This window comes from Pseudomonas sp. O230 (assembly GCF_045447035.1).
Taxonomy (GTDB): Bacteria; Pseudomonadota; Gammaproteobacteria; order Pseudomonadales; family Pseudomonadaceae; genus Aquipseudomonas.
The window spans coordinates 411,368-424,804 of sequence record NZ_JBJGXN010000003.1; the positions used below are offsets into that span (position 1 = coordinate 411,368).

The following is a 13,437-nucleotide window of genomic DNA, read 5'->3' on the forward strand; positions in this document are numbered from 1 at the left end:
TAGGCGCTGACTTGCCGGCGATGAGGGCCTGCCAGGCAGCCTCAATGTTCCGGATGTACACCTGAGCTCAGCGCGGCATATACCCCAACTGCCACCGCCGGGGAATCTTCAACGACAGCACGCCGAGCACCCCCGCCAGCAACCCACTGACAAATAACGCGCTGAGTCCAAGATGATGCTCCAGCACCGCACCCAGCACCGCGCCGGCAAACATCCCGGTCCAGGGGATCAACTGCACGCGCCAGCCATTGCGCCGCTCGCCGAGCATCCAGCGTCCCAGGCCGCGACCGAAGCGCGACAGGGCGCCCGTAACGTAAGTCAGACCCACCGGCAGGCCATTCACTTCTTCGACGGCGGCGTTGAGCATGCCCATGGCGATGATCGCCGCCAGCAGCGCCGGCAATTGTTCGTCATAAGGCCAGGCCGCAGCCGCACACAGCAACATGGCGATGCACAGCAACAAGGGCAGCGCCCGGCGCCCGCCGACACGGCTGACGACGATGCCCAAGGCGTTGCCGAGGATGAACGTGGCCACGAGCAGCAGCAGGCGCAGGGTCAGGCCCATGTCGCCGTCGCTGATCGCCACGGCGAGGCGGGTGGTGTTGCCGCTCATGAAGGAGACGAAATCGCCACTGGCCATGAAGCCGATGGCATCGGTCATGCCGGCGAGCACCGAGAGTGCGGCCACCAGCGACAGGCCGGTGCGACCGCGCCATTTCTGGGTGCGCAGATGCCCCGGACTGGCGCGGGTCGTGGAGGACGAAGGCAGCATCGGTAGCGGGATCCTTGTGCGGCGACGGTTATGGGGTCAGACCATATAACTCGCAATACTCCAGCCAGTCCATCCCCGCCATTTCGGCCACTTCCCTGTGCACTTCGAGGCGCTGAGCCTCATAGTCCTTAGGCGTCGCGGCGGTCAGTTGCAGGGTCAGCTCCCAGGCAAATAACCCGAGGTGTTCGGCCTCGGCTTCGAACGCTTCATGCAAGCGTTCGTCGCGAAACTGCGCCGTGGTTTCGCCCTTGGCCTGAGCCAGCAGCGGGTTGAGGTGGTCGAGTTCGTGGCGCAGTTCAGGCCGCTCATCGAGAAACCTCTGCAGCGCCTGCTCGTGTTGCTGTTCGGTTGCCGCCATGGTCGCTCCTTGAGAATGGTTACGCCGACTGCTTCTTGCTGGCCTTGGCCGCTGCGGCCAGGCATTCGAGGGCAAACTGCTCGCAGTAGGTCATCTGGATCGGCGTGGTTTCGCCCTTGACGGTGCGTTCGCCGTCGAGGATGTAACGGATCCGCTTGTCGGTGACGCCGATTCGCTTGGCGATCCAGGAAGGCGTCTGACCGATCTGGCTGATCAGCTTGTCGGCATATTCAGCGGTCGGTTTGTAGAATTCGGCGTTGGGTGTCATGAACGTTCCAGAAAAATGGGCCGGGAAAGCCGGGCGATGCGGCGGTTGGCGCGACAGGGTGCGCGAATCGTTGCGCGGTGTCGCGGTATAAATGAAGTAAAGCAGAACGATACGCCGGCCCACGGTGATACAGTCCGCTTTTTCTTGATGAGCACACGCAATGCGAATTCTGATGGTGGCGCTGGCCGCAACAACGTTGCTGGCGGGATGCGCCGGTTCGGTGATGAACGAGGCCCGCACGGGCACCCCGTACAAAACCCTGACTTCGGACAAACCGGAAAAAGTCGTCGCCCAGTGCGTGCAGTTTGCCTGGCAGGACGAGGCGGTGTTCGGCGTCGATGCGGGCGCGTATTTGCAGCCGGGCAAGAAGGGTGGTTCCACCGTTTACACGCGTTCTGCGGAGTCTTTTGTGGACGTGACCACCGACGCGTCAGGTACGGCGTTGAGTTACTACGCGCAGCATGATGATTTTGTCGCCAAGCGCCGTTTGGCGGCGCTGGCTACTTGCCTCTGATCTTATGAATTGACACCTGACCTTGTAGGAGCCTGGCTTGCCGGCGATGGCGTCTTTGAAATCGCCATCCCCGGCAAGCCAGGCGCCTACAAAGGTTACGCGTTGTTGATCAGGCGCTTCTGCAAGAAGAAGCGCTTGTGCCCCGGCGGGTAGTCAACGATCTGTCCCAACTCGCTGTAACCCAGTTTCTTGTAGAACTCTGGCGCCTGAAAGTCGAAAGTGTCCAGCCAGATTCCGATGCAGTCCTTCTCCCGCGCCATATCTTCGGCCATCTGCATCAGTCTGGAACCGATGCCTTGTCCCCGGCCCTGTTCCGGTACCGACAACAATTCGATAAACAACCACTGGTATAAAAACCGGCCGTATAGCCCGCCAAGGATTTCGCCTTGGTCATTGCGCACCAGCAATGCCAGCGGTTGCGCTTTGCCGTCACCCGCTTGGGCGACGTTGTAGGCCCGCAACGGTGCGAGGATCGCTTCGCGATCTTCCGGTGTCGGGTTTTGCGACAGTTCGATGCTGAGTGTCATCGGCTACATCCTTATGGCGGTGAGATACGAGCGTATCCGGGTCGCGAAGATTGTTCTATCCCCTGTTGAACAGGGGAACCGTCGCCAGCGCGCAACTGTCTAGCCTTTACAGCGTCATTCCAGAACGCGGCCGATGAGGATTGCCAGTGAACATTTTTGAAGCCTTGCGCGAAAGCCATGACCGCCAACGCACCTACGCCGATGCATTGATCAAGACCAGCGGCGACACCCCGGAACGCGCGGAAGCCTACAAGCAGCTCAAGTCCGAACTCCAGGCACACGAAACCGCTGAAGAGCGGTATTTCTACATTCCGTTGATGGAGTTCGACAACGGCGTCGACCTCAGTCGCCACGCGATTTCCGAACATCACGAGATGGACGAAATGATGGAAGAACTCGACGAGACCGAGATGTCCAGCCCGGCCTGGCTGGCGACCGCGAAGAAGCTCGCCGAGAAGGTCCATCACCATCTGAAGGAGGAAGAGCAGAAGTTCTTCCAGATGGCCGGCAAGCTGCTCGATGACAAGCAGAAAGAAACGCTCGCCGGGCAATACGAGAAGGAATACAAGGCTCAACTGTCGTGAGGGGCTTTTCGTCTAAGATGGGCGCTTTCTGACGAAATAAGGATGCGTTGTCATGCCGAACACAGCCGAGAGGGTCAACATCATTGAGTCCCAGGTGTTGTCCCACGACTGGTATCTGCTGAAGAAAATCACTTTCGACTACCAGCGCAATAACGGCGAATGGCAACGCCAGACTCGCGAGGTCTACGACCGTGGCAATGGCGCGGCGATTCTGCTGTTCAACCGTGAAAAGAGAACCGTCGTGCTGACGCGTCAGTTCCGCTTGCCGGTGTTCGTCAATGGCCACGACGGCTTGTTGATCGAAGTGGCCGCAGGGTTGCTCGAGGGTGCTGCGCCCGAAGAGCGCATCCGCGATGAAGCGGAGGAAGAGACCGGCTATCGCGTGCACCATGTGCAGAAGGTGTTCGAGGCCTACATGAGCCCCGGCTCGGTGACTGAAAAACTGCATTTCTTCATTGCCGAATACGATGCTTCATCGAAGGTCAGCGAGGGCGGCGGGCTGGAAGCAGAGACCGAAGAGCTGGACGTGCTGGAGTGGCCGTTCGACCACGCATTGGAGGCGTTTTATCGCGGGGAGATCTGCGATGCGAAGACCATCATGCTGCTGCAGTATGCGGCGATGAAAAATATTTTCACCGCAGTCTGATCCGTAGGAGCCGGCTTGCCGGCGATAGCGACCTTGAAGCGTGCATTACCGTTGAGGTCGGCATCGCTGGCAAGCCATTCCCTGCAAAAATCAAAAACCTTCCAGTCGCGGTGTCCCACCCCATTGGCCGCCTTCCAGGGCCAGCAACAATTCCTTGGCCTCAAGCCCACCTGCAAACCCGGTCAACTTTCCCGATGCGCCGATCACCCGATGACACGGCGCAATAATCGAGATCGGATTCTTGCCATTCGCCGCGCCCACCGCACGCACCGCGCTCGGGTTGCCGATTTGCTCGGCAATCTGGCGATAGCTGCGTGTTTCGCCGAACGGAATGGTCAGCAGTGCCTGCCAGACCTTTTTCTGAAAGTCCGTCCCGGCAAAATCCAGTGCCAGGTCGAAGCGGTTGCGTGTGCCGGCGAAGTACTCCTGCAACTGTTGAACCGCGCGCACCAGGATCGGGTTGTCCGCCGCCTCACTCATCGGTCCGAGCCGTACGCGGTTCGGTTTGTCGTTTTCCCAGAGGATGGCTGCCAGTCTTGAACCGTTCGCGACCAGCTTCAACTCGCCGACCGGGGACGCCAGGGTGGTGAAGGTGTAACTCATGCGGGCGAACTCCGAAAACAGGTGAGCAGGCGGCAAGCATACTGCCTCGACGGGGAGGCGCAATACGCAATCCCAGCCATACTGCGTACTGCTCTTGAAACGTTTTCTCTGTTTTTTTACCGACCCTAAAAACAAAAAAGAGACCGACTCATGAAGTTCGAACCTTTTGCCAAACCGCTCATCGCGACTTCATTGGCGCTCAGCTGCCTGGCTGCTCACGCCGCTTCCGTCGCCCCCGTCGCCGCCGAAAATGGCATGGTGGTCACGGCCCAGCATCTGGCCAGCCATGTCGGCGTCGATGTGCTCAAGAACGGTGGTAACGCCGTCGACGCCGCCGTCGCGGTCGGGTATGCGTTGGCGGTGGTGTATCCCGCGGCGGGTAACCTGGGCGGTGGCGGTTTCATGACCATCCAGCTGGCGGACGGGCGCAAGACCTTCCTCGACTTCCGCGAAAAAGCCCCGCTGGCCGCCACTGCCGACATGTACCTCGACAAAGAGGGCAACGTCGTGCCGGACCTCAGCACTCGTGGTCACCTGGCCGTCGGCGTGCCGGGCACCGTGTCCGGTATGGAACTGGCGCTGAAAACCTACGGCACCAAACCGCGCAAGGAAGTGATCGCCCCGGCGATCAAACTCGCTGAAGACGGCTTTGTGCTGGAGCAGGGCGATGTCGATTTGCTCGAGTACGCCACCGACGTCTTCAAAAAGGACATGAAAGATTCCGGCTCGATCTTCCTGAGCAACGGCGAACCGATGCAGGTCGGCCAGAAACTGGTGCAAAAAGACCTGGGCAAAACCCTGCGGGAAATCTCCGAGAAGGGCGCCGACGGCTTCTATAAGGGCTGGGTCGCTGACGCGATCGTCACCTCCAGTCAGGCGAACAAGGGCATCATCACCCAGGCCGACCTCGACAAATACAAGACCCGCGAACTGGCGCCCATCGAGTGCGATTACCGTGGCTATCACGTGGTCTCCGCACCGCCGCCAAGCTCCGGCGGCGTGGTGATCTGCGAGATCATGAACATCCTTGACGGCTACCCGATGAAAGACCTGGGTTACCGCTCGGCGCAGGGCATGCACTATCAGATCGAAGCCATGCGCCACGCGTATGTGGACCGCAACAGCTACCTCGGCGACCCGGATTTCGTGAAAAATCCGATTGCCCATCTACTGGATAAAAACTACGCAAGCAAGATCCGTGCCGCCATCAACCCGCAAAAGGCCGGCGTGTCCCGCGAGCTCAAACCTGGCGTTGCGCCGCACGAAGGCAGCAACACCACCCATTACTCCATCGTTGATAAATGGGGTAACGCGGTGTCGGTGACCTACACCTTGAACGACTGGTTCGGCGCGGGCGTCATGGCCAGCAAAACCGGGGTCATCCTCAACGACGAAATGGACGACTTCACCTCGAAAATCGGCGTGCCGAACATGTACGGTCTGGTGCAAGGGGAGGCCAACGCCATCGCGCCGGGCAAGGCGCCGCTGTCGTCCATGAGCCCGACCATCGTCACCAAGGACGGCAAAGTCGTGATGGTGGTCGGCACCCCTGGCGGCAGCCGCATCATCACCGCGACCTTGCTGACGATACTCAACGTGATCGACTACGGCATGAACATCCAGGAAGCGGTGGATGCGCCGCGTTTCCATCAGCAATGGCTACCGGAGGAGACCAACCTGGAAACCTTCACCACCAGCCCGGACACAGTGAAGCTGCTCGAAAGCTGGGGGCACAAGTTTGCCGGGCCGCAGGATGCCAACCACATCGCGGCGATCCTGGTCGGGGCACCGTCGCTGGAAGGTAAGCCGGTGGGCAAAAACCGCTTCTACGGGGCGAACGATCCGCGTCGTAACACCGGGTTGTCGCTCGGTTATTGAGGGTTGTATTTGGAAGGGGACCGTTTTTACATAGGGGACAGGTTTTCTGTCCCCTGACTCGCCGACATTTCAAGGAAGGAACCATGACCACCGCACTGTTAATCATCGACGTCCAGCAGGCTCTGTGCTCGGGTGAGTACGAGTGCTTCCAGATTGCGCGTGTCATCGACACCATCAACAAGCTTGGCGCCCGTGCCCGAAAGGCCGGAATTCCGGTGGTGCTGATCCAGCACGAAGAGGCAGGCAGTCCGTTGGCCCATGGTGCCGACGGTTGGCAACTGGCTGAAGGGCTGGATGTTTCGCCCAAGGATGAGCGCGTACGCAAAACCACACCGGATTCGTTCTACCAGACCCACCTGCAGAAGCTGTTGCCGGTGCAGGATTTCGAACGCCTGGTCATCTGTGGTTTGCAATCCGACTATTGCGTTAACGCCACTGTGCGTCAGGCGCTGAAACTGGGGGATGACGTGGTGCTGGCCGCTGACGCTCATTCCACCGTCGACAACGGCAACCTCGCCGCCGAAGACATCATTGCCGAGCACAACAAGGACCTGGCGCACCTGACCGGTTCGGTGGCCCGGATCGATGTGAAACCCGCCGCCGACATCACCTTCTAGCGGGACTGGATGTTCGGTACGTTGTACCTCACCACCTCACCACCTCACCACCTCACCACCTCACCACCTCACCACCTCGACGCCCGAGCCGATCCGGTTTGGCACGGGCGAGCAGGACCACGATCGGTACCTGACGATCTATAGTCTGATCGTCACGCCTTTTGTCGACATCGCCCGACACCTCACTGCCGCCTCACGGAGACCACGCTCATGGATGTCCAGGTACATCGCGCCGACGCCAGCCACCTCGACCACGTTGCCCGCCTGTTCGACGCCTATCGAGGTTTCTACGGCCAGCCCTCGAACCTGACACAGTCCCGCGATTTCATCGCCGAGCGCCTTGCCCGGGATGAGTCGGCGATCTTCGTCGTCCTCGATGCTGCTGGCGAAGCGCTGGGGTTCGTCCAGTTGTTCCCGACCTTTTCCTCCATCGACGCACACCGCACCTGGCTGCTCGGTGACCTCTTCACCGCACCTGTCGCACGGGGGCGCGGGGTCGCAACGTTGTTGATGAACACTGCGCGCGCCTTCGCGGTGTTGAGCGGCGCCAAAGGCCTGGTGCTGGAAACCGCCACGGATAATCACGGCGCACAGCGTTTATATGAATCCTTGGGCTACGTGCGTGATACGGGTTACTACACCTATTGCCTGGATTTGCAGCAGGGCTGAACGCTCACCGCTCCGGCAGGTTCCAGCGCTCGCGCAAGTGCTCGTATTGCGCTTCGGGCATTTGCACCAACAGGGGAGACTGCTGCGGATCGAGCCAGTCGAACAATCGGCTGATGTCCGCTTGATCCATGGCTGTGCAACCTGCCGTCGGCGATGTCGGGCCACGCCAGACATGGAAAAAAATGCACGAGCCCGAAGCGGGCGACGCGGGCGTGTTGTGTTCGATGAAAATACCTTTGCGATAGCCGTCCTCGCTGCGCATGCGTTCAGAGCTGTTCCAGTCCTTGGGCGTCGCCGCGCCGTCGACCAGCGTGTTGTAGTGTTCGGAATGACTGTCGTCTACGCATTCGGTGCTCGCCGTCAGTGCGAGGTAGGGCAGTTTCGTTTTTTCGCTGGTCGCGTAACCGAACGCCGTTCCCAGTCTGAATAGCCCGGCCGGCGCTTTTCCATCGCCTTCGTGTTTGACGGGTTCTGCACCTGGCTCAACCGTGTCCAGTCCCTTGCCCCAGGCCATGCCGTTTTTGCCGACCACCACCGCAAACGCCTCGCCATACTTGCGGAAGGTGTTGCCGTCGCGTTCATAGCGCTGGGCGCTGCCCTGCAGGTCATCCCAGTTTTTTGTGGTGACCACAATCAGTTGATGGCTGCTGTCGAGCGCTGTATTGGCGTCGAGCGGGGTAATGGGGAAGTCCATGACGTTGTTCGGTGCCTGTGCACCGCCATAAGTGAAGTGCCACCATTCTTTCGAGTACCCGGAGAATCCCTCTTTTGCCATGGTGCTGCCGAGCCGCTGGCGATTGTCCTGTGCGGTCGCGTTGATCGACGGGTTGGCGGTATGCGCGCGCTCATCGAAGCAATCGAAGCCGGTGCCCATGTCGAGTGCGCCGTCATGCCCGCGCTGATCGTAGGGGGCGGTGCAATCGACCTGCGCGGCCGAGGGCGTCCAGGCGCTGGCGGGCAAGGCCTTCGGACCTGTGAGTGTCAGGTCCACGGTCGAGCCTCTGGAGTGATTCGACACCCGCGCCACATACCCCAGTCGCCAGAAGTCCTGCTTGTCCACGCGCGGGTAGAACTCGGCCTTGCGTGGGTCGCCCGGTTCAGTGGCAAAGCGGCCCATGTCGGCCACCGCCCGATTCGGTCGATAGCAATCAAACACCTTCAAACCGTAGCCTTGCGCGCGCAACGACGCTTGCACCCGGGCGAGGGCCTTGGCGGCGTCCAGCGTCAACAGGCATTCGGCGGCGGCATAACCGTTGAGTGGGTGGCCGGTGAAGTTGTGGGGGCTGGCGTAGCGAATGTCTTGCTCGATGCTCGGATCAACCGTGCGCAGATAGACCATGTGCTCGGGCCGTGGCTCGGCACCGGCCAAGGCCGGTATGACGCTGCTCAGCCACAGCAGTGAATGCAGCCAGGAGCGGGCAAGGGTGCGAAGAGGGCGCATGCGATGCCTCCAGGATGCCGGGTAGCCAATGACAGGGGGAAAGTCAGCAGAATGAGGTCAGGGCGACTAATCTCAGTCTGCATTTGCGGGTCACGACGTTAACTACGGATAGATCATGTGGAGCATAAATCCAACATGCAGGATCATCGCCCAAATCCAGCGCTTTATCTGGAGTATTGTGCCGATCGCCCGATATTCATGGACTTCTTGCAACAGGCCCAGCGCTCGCCCGACGCCGTAGCGGTCGTCGCTCCCGACGTGACGTGCAGCTATCGTCAGCTCGAACAGATAAGCCATGGCATTGCGTCCTTCCTCAAGGTCCATGGCGCTACCGAATCCGACCGGGTGGTTATTGTTTCCAATCGCTGTGCGGGGTTGGTCTATGCAATGCTCGGCGCCTTGCGTGCCGGGTTGACGTTCACGGTTGCCGACGTCGCGTATCCACCGGCGCGCATCGGGCAAATCATCCGGGCGTTGCAACCTTCCTTTGTCCTGCTTTGCGGTGGGGCCAACGTCGATCTCAATCCCGAACACATGGAGGCAGGGCGTTCGGGGCCGCGGGTCGTCAGCATTGCGGAAGATCCCGGCGAATCACTGCGTGAGTTCGCCTTTGACCAAAATGCCTTGCCGCAAGTCGACCCTGCGCATCCGGCCTATATCACCTTCACCTCAGGCAGCACCGGTGAACCAAAGGGGATCGTGGCCACTCATGCGCCGCTGGTGCATTTCATCGAGTGGCATACCCGGCGTCATTCCTTGTCTGAAGACGATCGCTTTTCCCTGCTGTCCGGGTTGGGGCATGACCCGGTGTACCGGGATGTCTTTACCCCTCTGTCGATTGGCGCGAAAGTTTTCGTTCCTGCACAGTCGACGGTCATAGACCCGGCGGCATTGGCGGCGTGGATACACAAGAATGAAATTTCGATTATTCATCTGACTCCGCCGTTGGGAAAGCTGATAGAAACCGGCGCAAAACTTCAGGGGGCAAGATTCAGTGCGCTTCGATACTTGTTCTGGGGCGGTGATGCATTAAGCATTTCGCTATACGAGCAAATGCGCGTCATTGCACCCAATGCGGTCAGCGTTAACTTTTACGGCACGACGGAAACGCCCCAGGCAATGGCTTACCACCCCATCGACCCTGAAGCCGACAATTGCAGAATTCCACTGGGCAAAGGCATTGAAAGCGCACAGTTGCTGGTCGTAAATGACACTCATCAATTGGTGCATGAAGGCGAGGTCGGAGAGATTCTCATACGCAGTCCTTACTTGTCGCAGGGTTACTGGGGTGACATCGCGCAAACCCGGGAAAAGTTTGTGGTGAATCCGTTTACCCATGTCGAGAACGACATTTGTTATAAAACCGGCGATCTTGGGACTTATCTTTCAGATGGCAGTGTCAGCTTTTTGGGGCGGGGCGATAGTCAGGTCAAGATTCGCGGTCATCGCATTGAGCTGGCTGAAATCGAGGGCGCACTGTCACAGCATCCACTGATCAAGCAGTGCGTTGTACTGGCAGTCAATGACAACGCGCTGGTCAGGTTGGTCGCCTATTGCGTTTCAATAACCGCTGTTGCAACGGTTGAGCTGCGTGAGTACCTCAACACTCGGCTCCCGGAATACATGGTGCCGGCGTTGTTTGTCTTTCTGGACGCTATTCCACTGACACCGAATGGAAAGATCGATAAGCGGGCGTTGCCTCCGATAGCGGCGAACACAGAGGCGGGGGCCGTCCATTCGAATCAGGATCTTTCGCCGCTCGCGCTAAAACTGGCGCAGGCCTGGGCTGAAATACTCCAGGTCCCGCGCATCGACGCCAACCTGACGTTTGTCGAGCTGGGTGGGGATTCGCTGTCGTTTGTTCAGGCTTCAATGGTGCTTGAAGAGCTGATCGGTCATCTGCCTGATCAATGGGAAATGACACCGGTGCGTGAACTGGCCGGGTCGGTCGGTAAAACCAGGGCCTCAACGCTGTCCATCAGGGCAATGGAAGTTCCTGTCCTGTTACGTGTCATCTCGATAATGCTGATTGTCGTAGGGCATCTTCAACTGTTCTCGACATGGTTAGTGGCAGGCGAAACGACGGTATTGTTTTTGATCTCTGGCATCAGTCTGGCGAGGTTCCAGTTTCAAGCCATCAATGAACGCGGCAATGTGCATACGCTGATCAGGTCAGTGCTCAGTATCGCGGTGCCGACCATCCTTTACACACTCTTGAACCAGATACTGTTCGACCGGGTTCATTGGCAAACAATGTTGCTGATTTCCAACTGGTTTCCACCGAGTTTCATCGGTGGTTTTGCCTACTGGTATGTTGAAGTGCTCCTGCAGATGATACTCATCATCGGGTTTGTTCTGTCGTTCGAGCGCGTCAGGAACATCATTATGGAGAACCCGTTTCGATGCTTTGTTACTGCGTCATGTGCGTTGGCAGTGGCCGACATTGCAATTAATGCGTATCTATTTGACGCGGCACCGCTCTATCACCGCGTGCCGCAGCACTACCTGGCGGTCATGGTGCTTGGAATGGCTGTTTACTATGCGCATTCCCGCGCCCAGAAGTGGCTCGTTAGTTTGGTGGCTGTGGTTGTGATTGGCGGGCAGGATCTATTGGTAATCTTCGGGCCTGACGCGCAAGAAATCGCCAGGGATTATGTTGATATCGCCATTCCGGCGGTTCTTTTGCTGGTGTGGGTTCGGTCTATCCCGGTGCCAGGCCTTATTGCTCGGGGGCTTGCGTTAATTGCGTCGTCAACACTGTTTATTTATCTGACGCATTTTCAGTTTCAGTCTCTGGTGCGGCATATTGTTGACCTGCCCGTGCTCGCGGTGGTCGTTGCCATCGTCGGAGGGATCGGGGTTGGGTATGTGTGGAACAAAGTCGTTCGAATCGTTTTGGTGTGCTGGAGTGGTGCGAGCAAGAAGAGCGGTTCGGATACGGTTGAGCGCGTGGCTTGATGGTGAATGATGTCCATTGGATGGGGAGCGCAGAGTCCCCGTCACTTCAGCCGATCACAGCGTGCCTGTCGGCTGGTCGGTCCAGATTTCGGTGCCGTCTTCGAACCCGGTGCGCAGGCTGATTTCGGCCTGAATCCATGACCGCGTTCCCGACGCAAATCAGTGGTACGGCCTGCCCATCGGGATAATGGGCAGGCCAATGCAACAAAGCTTTTAGCGCAAGGAGCGGAAAGCCGCACGCAGCTCCTTGGCGAACAACTCAGGCTGTTCCCATGCCGCGAAATGCCCGCCCTTGTCCACTTCGTTGAAGTAGATCAGGTTGGGATAGGCGCGCTCGGTCCAGGTTTTCGGCGCCTGATAGATTTCGCCCGGGAACACCGTTACGGCGACAGGAATCTTGATATCCCGGGTCTTCTGTTCCACGGCGTTGAAGTTGTTGGTGTTGTTTTCCCAATACAGGCGTGCGGAAGAGATGGCGCTGTTGGTCAGCCAATAGAGCGAAATGCCGTCAAGTATTTCGTCTTTGGTCAGGGATTTTTCCGCGTCACCGCCGCTGTAGGTCCACTGGTTGAATTTGTCGAACATCCACGCGGCAAGACCCGCTGGTGAATCCGACAAGCCATAGCCGACGGTTTGCGGGCGGGTGCTCATCATGGCGCCGTAAGCGGCGTTTTTGGTGAAGAAGGTTTTCAGCGATTCATAGGCTGCAGTCTCTTTGGCCGACAGGCCGGCGGGAGGCGGGGTGCCGTCGTTGATCGCCTTGGCGACATCGGCGGGCACGGTGGCCGGCATGTTTACGTGGATGCCCAGCAAGCCGGGCGGTGCCTGGCGGCCCATGGCATCAGCGATCACCGAGCCCCAGTCGCCACCTTGCGACACGTAGCGCTTGTAGCCCAGGCGCTTGACCAACACATCCCACGCCGCGCCGATGCGGTCGGGGCCCCAGCCGCCGTCGGTGGGTCTTTGCGAGAAGCCGTAGCCGGGCATCGAGGGAATGATCACGTCAAAGGCATCTTCGGCACGACCGCCGTAGGCCGTTGGGTCGGTCAGCGGACCGATGGCCTTGGTCAGCTCCAGAATCGACCCGGGCCAGCCATGGGTGAGCAGCAGCGGCAGGGCGTTGGGGTGTTTCGATTTGACGTGAATGAACTGAATGTCGAGGCCATCGATTTTGGTCACGAACATCGGCAAGGCATTGAGTTGGGTTTCGACCTTGCGCCAGTCGTATTGCGTGCCCCAATAGCCCACGAGCGCCTGGAGTTTGGCCAGTTGCACACCCTGGGATTGATCGTTGACCGTTTCGCGGTCGGGCCAACGGGTCGCCAGTACGCGTTTACGCAAATCGGCAACCGCGTCTTGCGGGATGTTGACCTTGAAAGGACGAATCGCGCTGTCCTTCTCGAAGGTGGCAGCGACTTCCGGCGTCGTAGCGGCCCGGGCGTAAGTGGGTGTGGCGAGTGCGACCAGCACGAGAGCTCCCGCGGTCGCTGAAACAGCCAACAGGCTGCGTCGGAACATCGCAAACGATACTGCAGACATGGTCGTTCTCCTGAGAGATCTGGGTTGTCAATTTCGGGACGGACTACTTTTATGTGTCTGCCG

At 59.1% G+C, this 13,437-nt stretch carries 14 protein-coding genes; 7 read left to right on the plus strand and 7 right to left on the minus strand.

What is annotated here, in order from left to right; translation table 11 throughout:
- Positions 1-67 precede the first annotated feature (67 nt).
- Genes ACI77H_RS08275 through ACI77H_RS08285 form a run of 3 tightly spaced genes read right to left on the minus strand, consistent with a single transcriptional unit; the run spans position 68 to position 1,398 of the window.
- On the minus strand, positions 68-772 hold the full coding sequence (locus ACI77H_RS08275; RefSeq protein WP_407011414.1) for a YoaK family protein: 705 nt from the start codon (positions 770-772) through the stop codon (positions 68-70).
- 28 nt (positions 773-800) lie between these two features.
- Positions 801-1,130, minus strand: a complete 330-nt coding sequence (locus ACI77H_RS08280) for a DUF6388 family protein (RefSeq protein WP_407011415.1) — start codon at positions 1,128-1,130, stop codon at positions 801-803.
- 19 nt (positions 1,131-1,149) lie between these two features.
- Positions 1,150-1,398 carry a hypothetical protein gene (locus ACI77H_RS08285; RefSeq protein WP_407011417.1) on the minus strand — a complete coding sequence of 83 codons (249 nt, stop codon included), beginning with the start codon at positions 1,396-1,398 and terminating at the stop codon, positions 1,150-1,152.
- Positions 1,399-1,558: 160 nt separating this feature from the next.
- On the opposite strand from ACI77H_RS08285, the gene ACI77H_RS08290 reads away from it, so the two are divergent.
- Entirely contained in the window at positions 1,559-1,912 is a 354-nt protein-coding gene (locus tag ACI77H_RS08290) for a hypothetical protein (protein ID WP_407011418.1), read from the plus strand.
- A 95-nt stretch (positions 1,913-2,007) separates the two neighbouring features.
- Here ACI77H_RS08290 and ACI77H_RS08295 read toward each other — a convergent pair whose 3' ends face one another.
- The gene (locus tag ACI77H_RS08295; RefSeq protein ID WP_407011419.1) at positions 2,008-2,439 is read right to left on the minus strand and encodes a GNAT family N-acetyltransferase; all 432 of its coding nucleotides are present in this window, start codon (positions 2,437-2,439) and stop codon (positions 2,008-2,010) included.
- 146 nt (positions 2,440-2,585) lie between these two features.
- On the opposite strand from ACI77H_RS08295, the gene ACI77H_RS08300 reads away from it, so the two are divergent.
- Positions 2,586-3,023: a hemerythrin domain-containing protein gene (locus tag ACI77H_RS08300; RefSeq protein WP_407011421.1), complete on the plus strand. Its 438-nt coding sequence runs from the start codon at positions 2,586-2,588 to the stop codon at positions 3,021-3,023.
- Positions 3,024-3,075: 52 nt separating this feature from the next.
- A complete protein-coding gene (locus ACI77H_RS08305) occupies positions 3,076-3,669 on the plus strand; it encodes an NUDIX domain-containing protein (RefSeq protein ID WP_407011422.1) in 594 nt (197 codons plus the stop codon).
- A gap of 90 nt (positions 3,670-3,759) precedes the next feature.
- On the opposite strand, the gene ACI77H_RS08310 is transcribed toward ACI77H_RS08305, so the two are convergent.
- Positions 3,760-4,272 (minus strand): methylated-DNA--[protein]-cysteine S-methyltransferase, encoded by a 513-nt coding sequence (locus ACI77H_RS08310; RefSeq protein ID WP_407011423.1) that lies wholly within the window; start codon positions 4,270-4,272, stop codon positions 3,760-3,762.
- Positions 4,273-4,422: 150 nt separating this feature from the next.
- Between ACI77H_RS08310 and ggt the strand changes: the two genes are divergently transcribed.
- The 3 genes from ggt (at position 4,423) to ACI77H_RS08325 (ending at position 7,436) form a co-directional block, all read left to right on the plus strand.
- Entirely contained in the window at positions 4,423-6,150 is a 1,728-nt protein-coding gene (gene ggt / locus ACI77H_RS08315) for a gamma-glutamyltransferase (protein WP_407011424.1), read from the plus strand.
- 83 nt (positions 6,151-6,233) lie between these two features.
- A complete protein-coding gene (locus ACI77H_RS08320) occupies positions 6,234-6,767 on the plus strand; it encodes a cysteine hydrolase family protein (RefSeq protein WP_407011425.1) in 534 nt (177 codons plus the stop codon).
- A gap of 210 nt (positions 6,768-6,977) precedes the next feature.
- Positions 6,978-7,436, plus strand: a complete 459-nt coding sequence (locus tag ACI77H_RS08325) for an N-acetyltransferase family protein (RefSeq protein WP_407011426.1) — start codon at positions 6,978-6,980, stop codon at positions 7,434-7,436.
- A gap of 4 nt (positions 7,437-7,440) precedes the next feature.
- Here ACI77H_RS08325 and ACI77H_RS08330 read toward each other — a convergent pair whose 3' ends face one another.
- Positions 7,441-8,877 carry a M15 family metallopeptidase gene (locus ACI77H_RS08330; RefSeq protein ID WP_407011427.1) on the minus strand — a complete coding sequence of 479 codons (1,437 nt, stop codon included), beginning with the start codon at positions 8,875-8,877 and terminating at the stop codon, positions 7,441-7,443.
- 135 nt (positions 8,878-9,012) lie between these two features.
- Between ACI77H_RS08330 and ACI77H_RS08335 the strand changes: the two genes are divergently transcribed.
- Positions 9,013-11,835 carry an amino acid adenylation domain-containing protein gene (locus ACI77H_RS08335; protein WP_407011558.1) on the plus strand — a complete coding sequence of 941 codons (2,823 nt, stop codon included), beginning with the start codon at positions 9,013-9,015 and terminating at the stop codon, positions 11,833-11,835.
- A 213-nt stretch (positions 11,836-12,048) separates the two neighbouring features.
- Here ACI77H_RS08335 and ACI77H_RS08340 read toward each other — a convergent pair whose 3' ends face one another.
- Positions 12,049-13,374: an epoxide hydrolase family protein gene (locus ACI77H_RS08340; RefSeq protein WP_407011428.1), complete on the minus strand. Its 1,326-nt coding sequence runs from the start codon at positions 13,372-13,374 to the stop codon at positions 12,049-12,051.
- Between the last annotated feature and the right edge of the window lie 63 nt (positions 13,375-13,437).

Bases quoted from the DNA above. Each gene is read 5' to 3' on its own strand.
- ACI77H_RS08280 (WP_407011415.1), bottom strand. From the start codon at position 1,130: ATGGCGGCAACCGAACAGCAACACGAGCAGGCGCTGCAGAGGTTTCTC.
- ACI77H_RS08290 (WP_407011418.1), top strand. From the start codon at position 1,559: ATGCGAATTCTGATGGTGGCGCTGGCCGCAACAACGTTGCTGGCGGGA.
- ACI77H_RS08285 (WP_407011417.1), bottom strand. From the start codon at position 1,398: ATGACACCCAACGCCGAATTCTACAAACCGACCGCTGAATATGCCGAC.
- ACI77H_RS08320 (WP_407011425.1), top strand. From the start codon at position 6,234: ATGACCACCGCACTGTTAATCATCGACGTCCAGCAGGCTCTGTGCTCG.
- ACI77H_RS08330 (WP_407011427.1), bottom strand. From the start codon at position 8,877: ATGCGCCCTCTTCGCACCCTTGCCCGCTCCTGGCTGCATTCACTGCTG.
- ACI77H_RS08325 (WP_407011426.1), top strand. From the start codon at position 6,978: ATGGATGTCCAGGTACATCGCGCCGACGCCAGCCACCTCGACCACGTT.
- ACI77H_RS08310 (WP_407011423.1), bottom strand. From the start codon at position 4,272: ATGAGTTACACCTTCACCACCCTGGCGTCCCCGGTCGGCGAGTTGAAG.
- ACI77H_RS08335 (WP_407011558.1), top strand. From the start codon at position 9,013: ATGCAGGATCATCGCCCAAATCCAGCGCTTTATCTGGAGTATTGTGCC.
- ACI77H_RS08305 (WP_407011422.1), top strand. From the start codon at position 3,076: ATGCCGAACACAGCCGAGAGGGTCAACATCATTGAGTCCCAGGTGTTG.
- ggt (WP_407011424.1), top strand. From the start codon at position 4,423: ATGAAGTTCGAACCTTTTGCCAAACCGCTCATCGCGACTTCATTGGCG.
- ACI77H_RS08275 (WP_407011414.1), bottom strand. From the start codon at position 772: ATGCTGCCTTCGTCCTCCACGACCCGCGCCAGTCCGGGGCATCTGCGC.
- ACI77H_RS08295 (WP_407011419.1), bottom strand. From the start codon at position 2,439: ATGACACTCAGCATCGAACTGTCGCAAAACCCGACACCGGAAGATCGC.
- ACI77H_RS08340 (WP_407011428.1), bottom strand. From the start codon at position 13,374: ATGTCTGCAGTATCGTTTGCGATGTTCCGACGCAGCCTGTTGGCTGTT.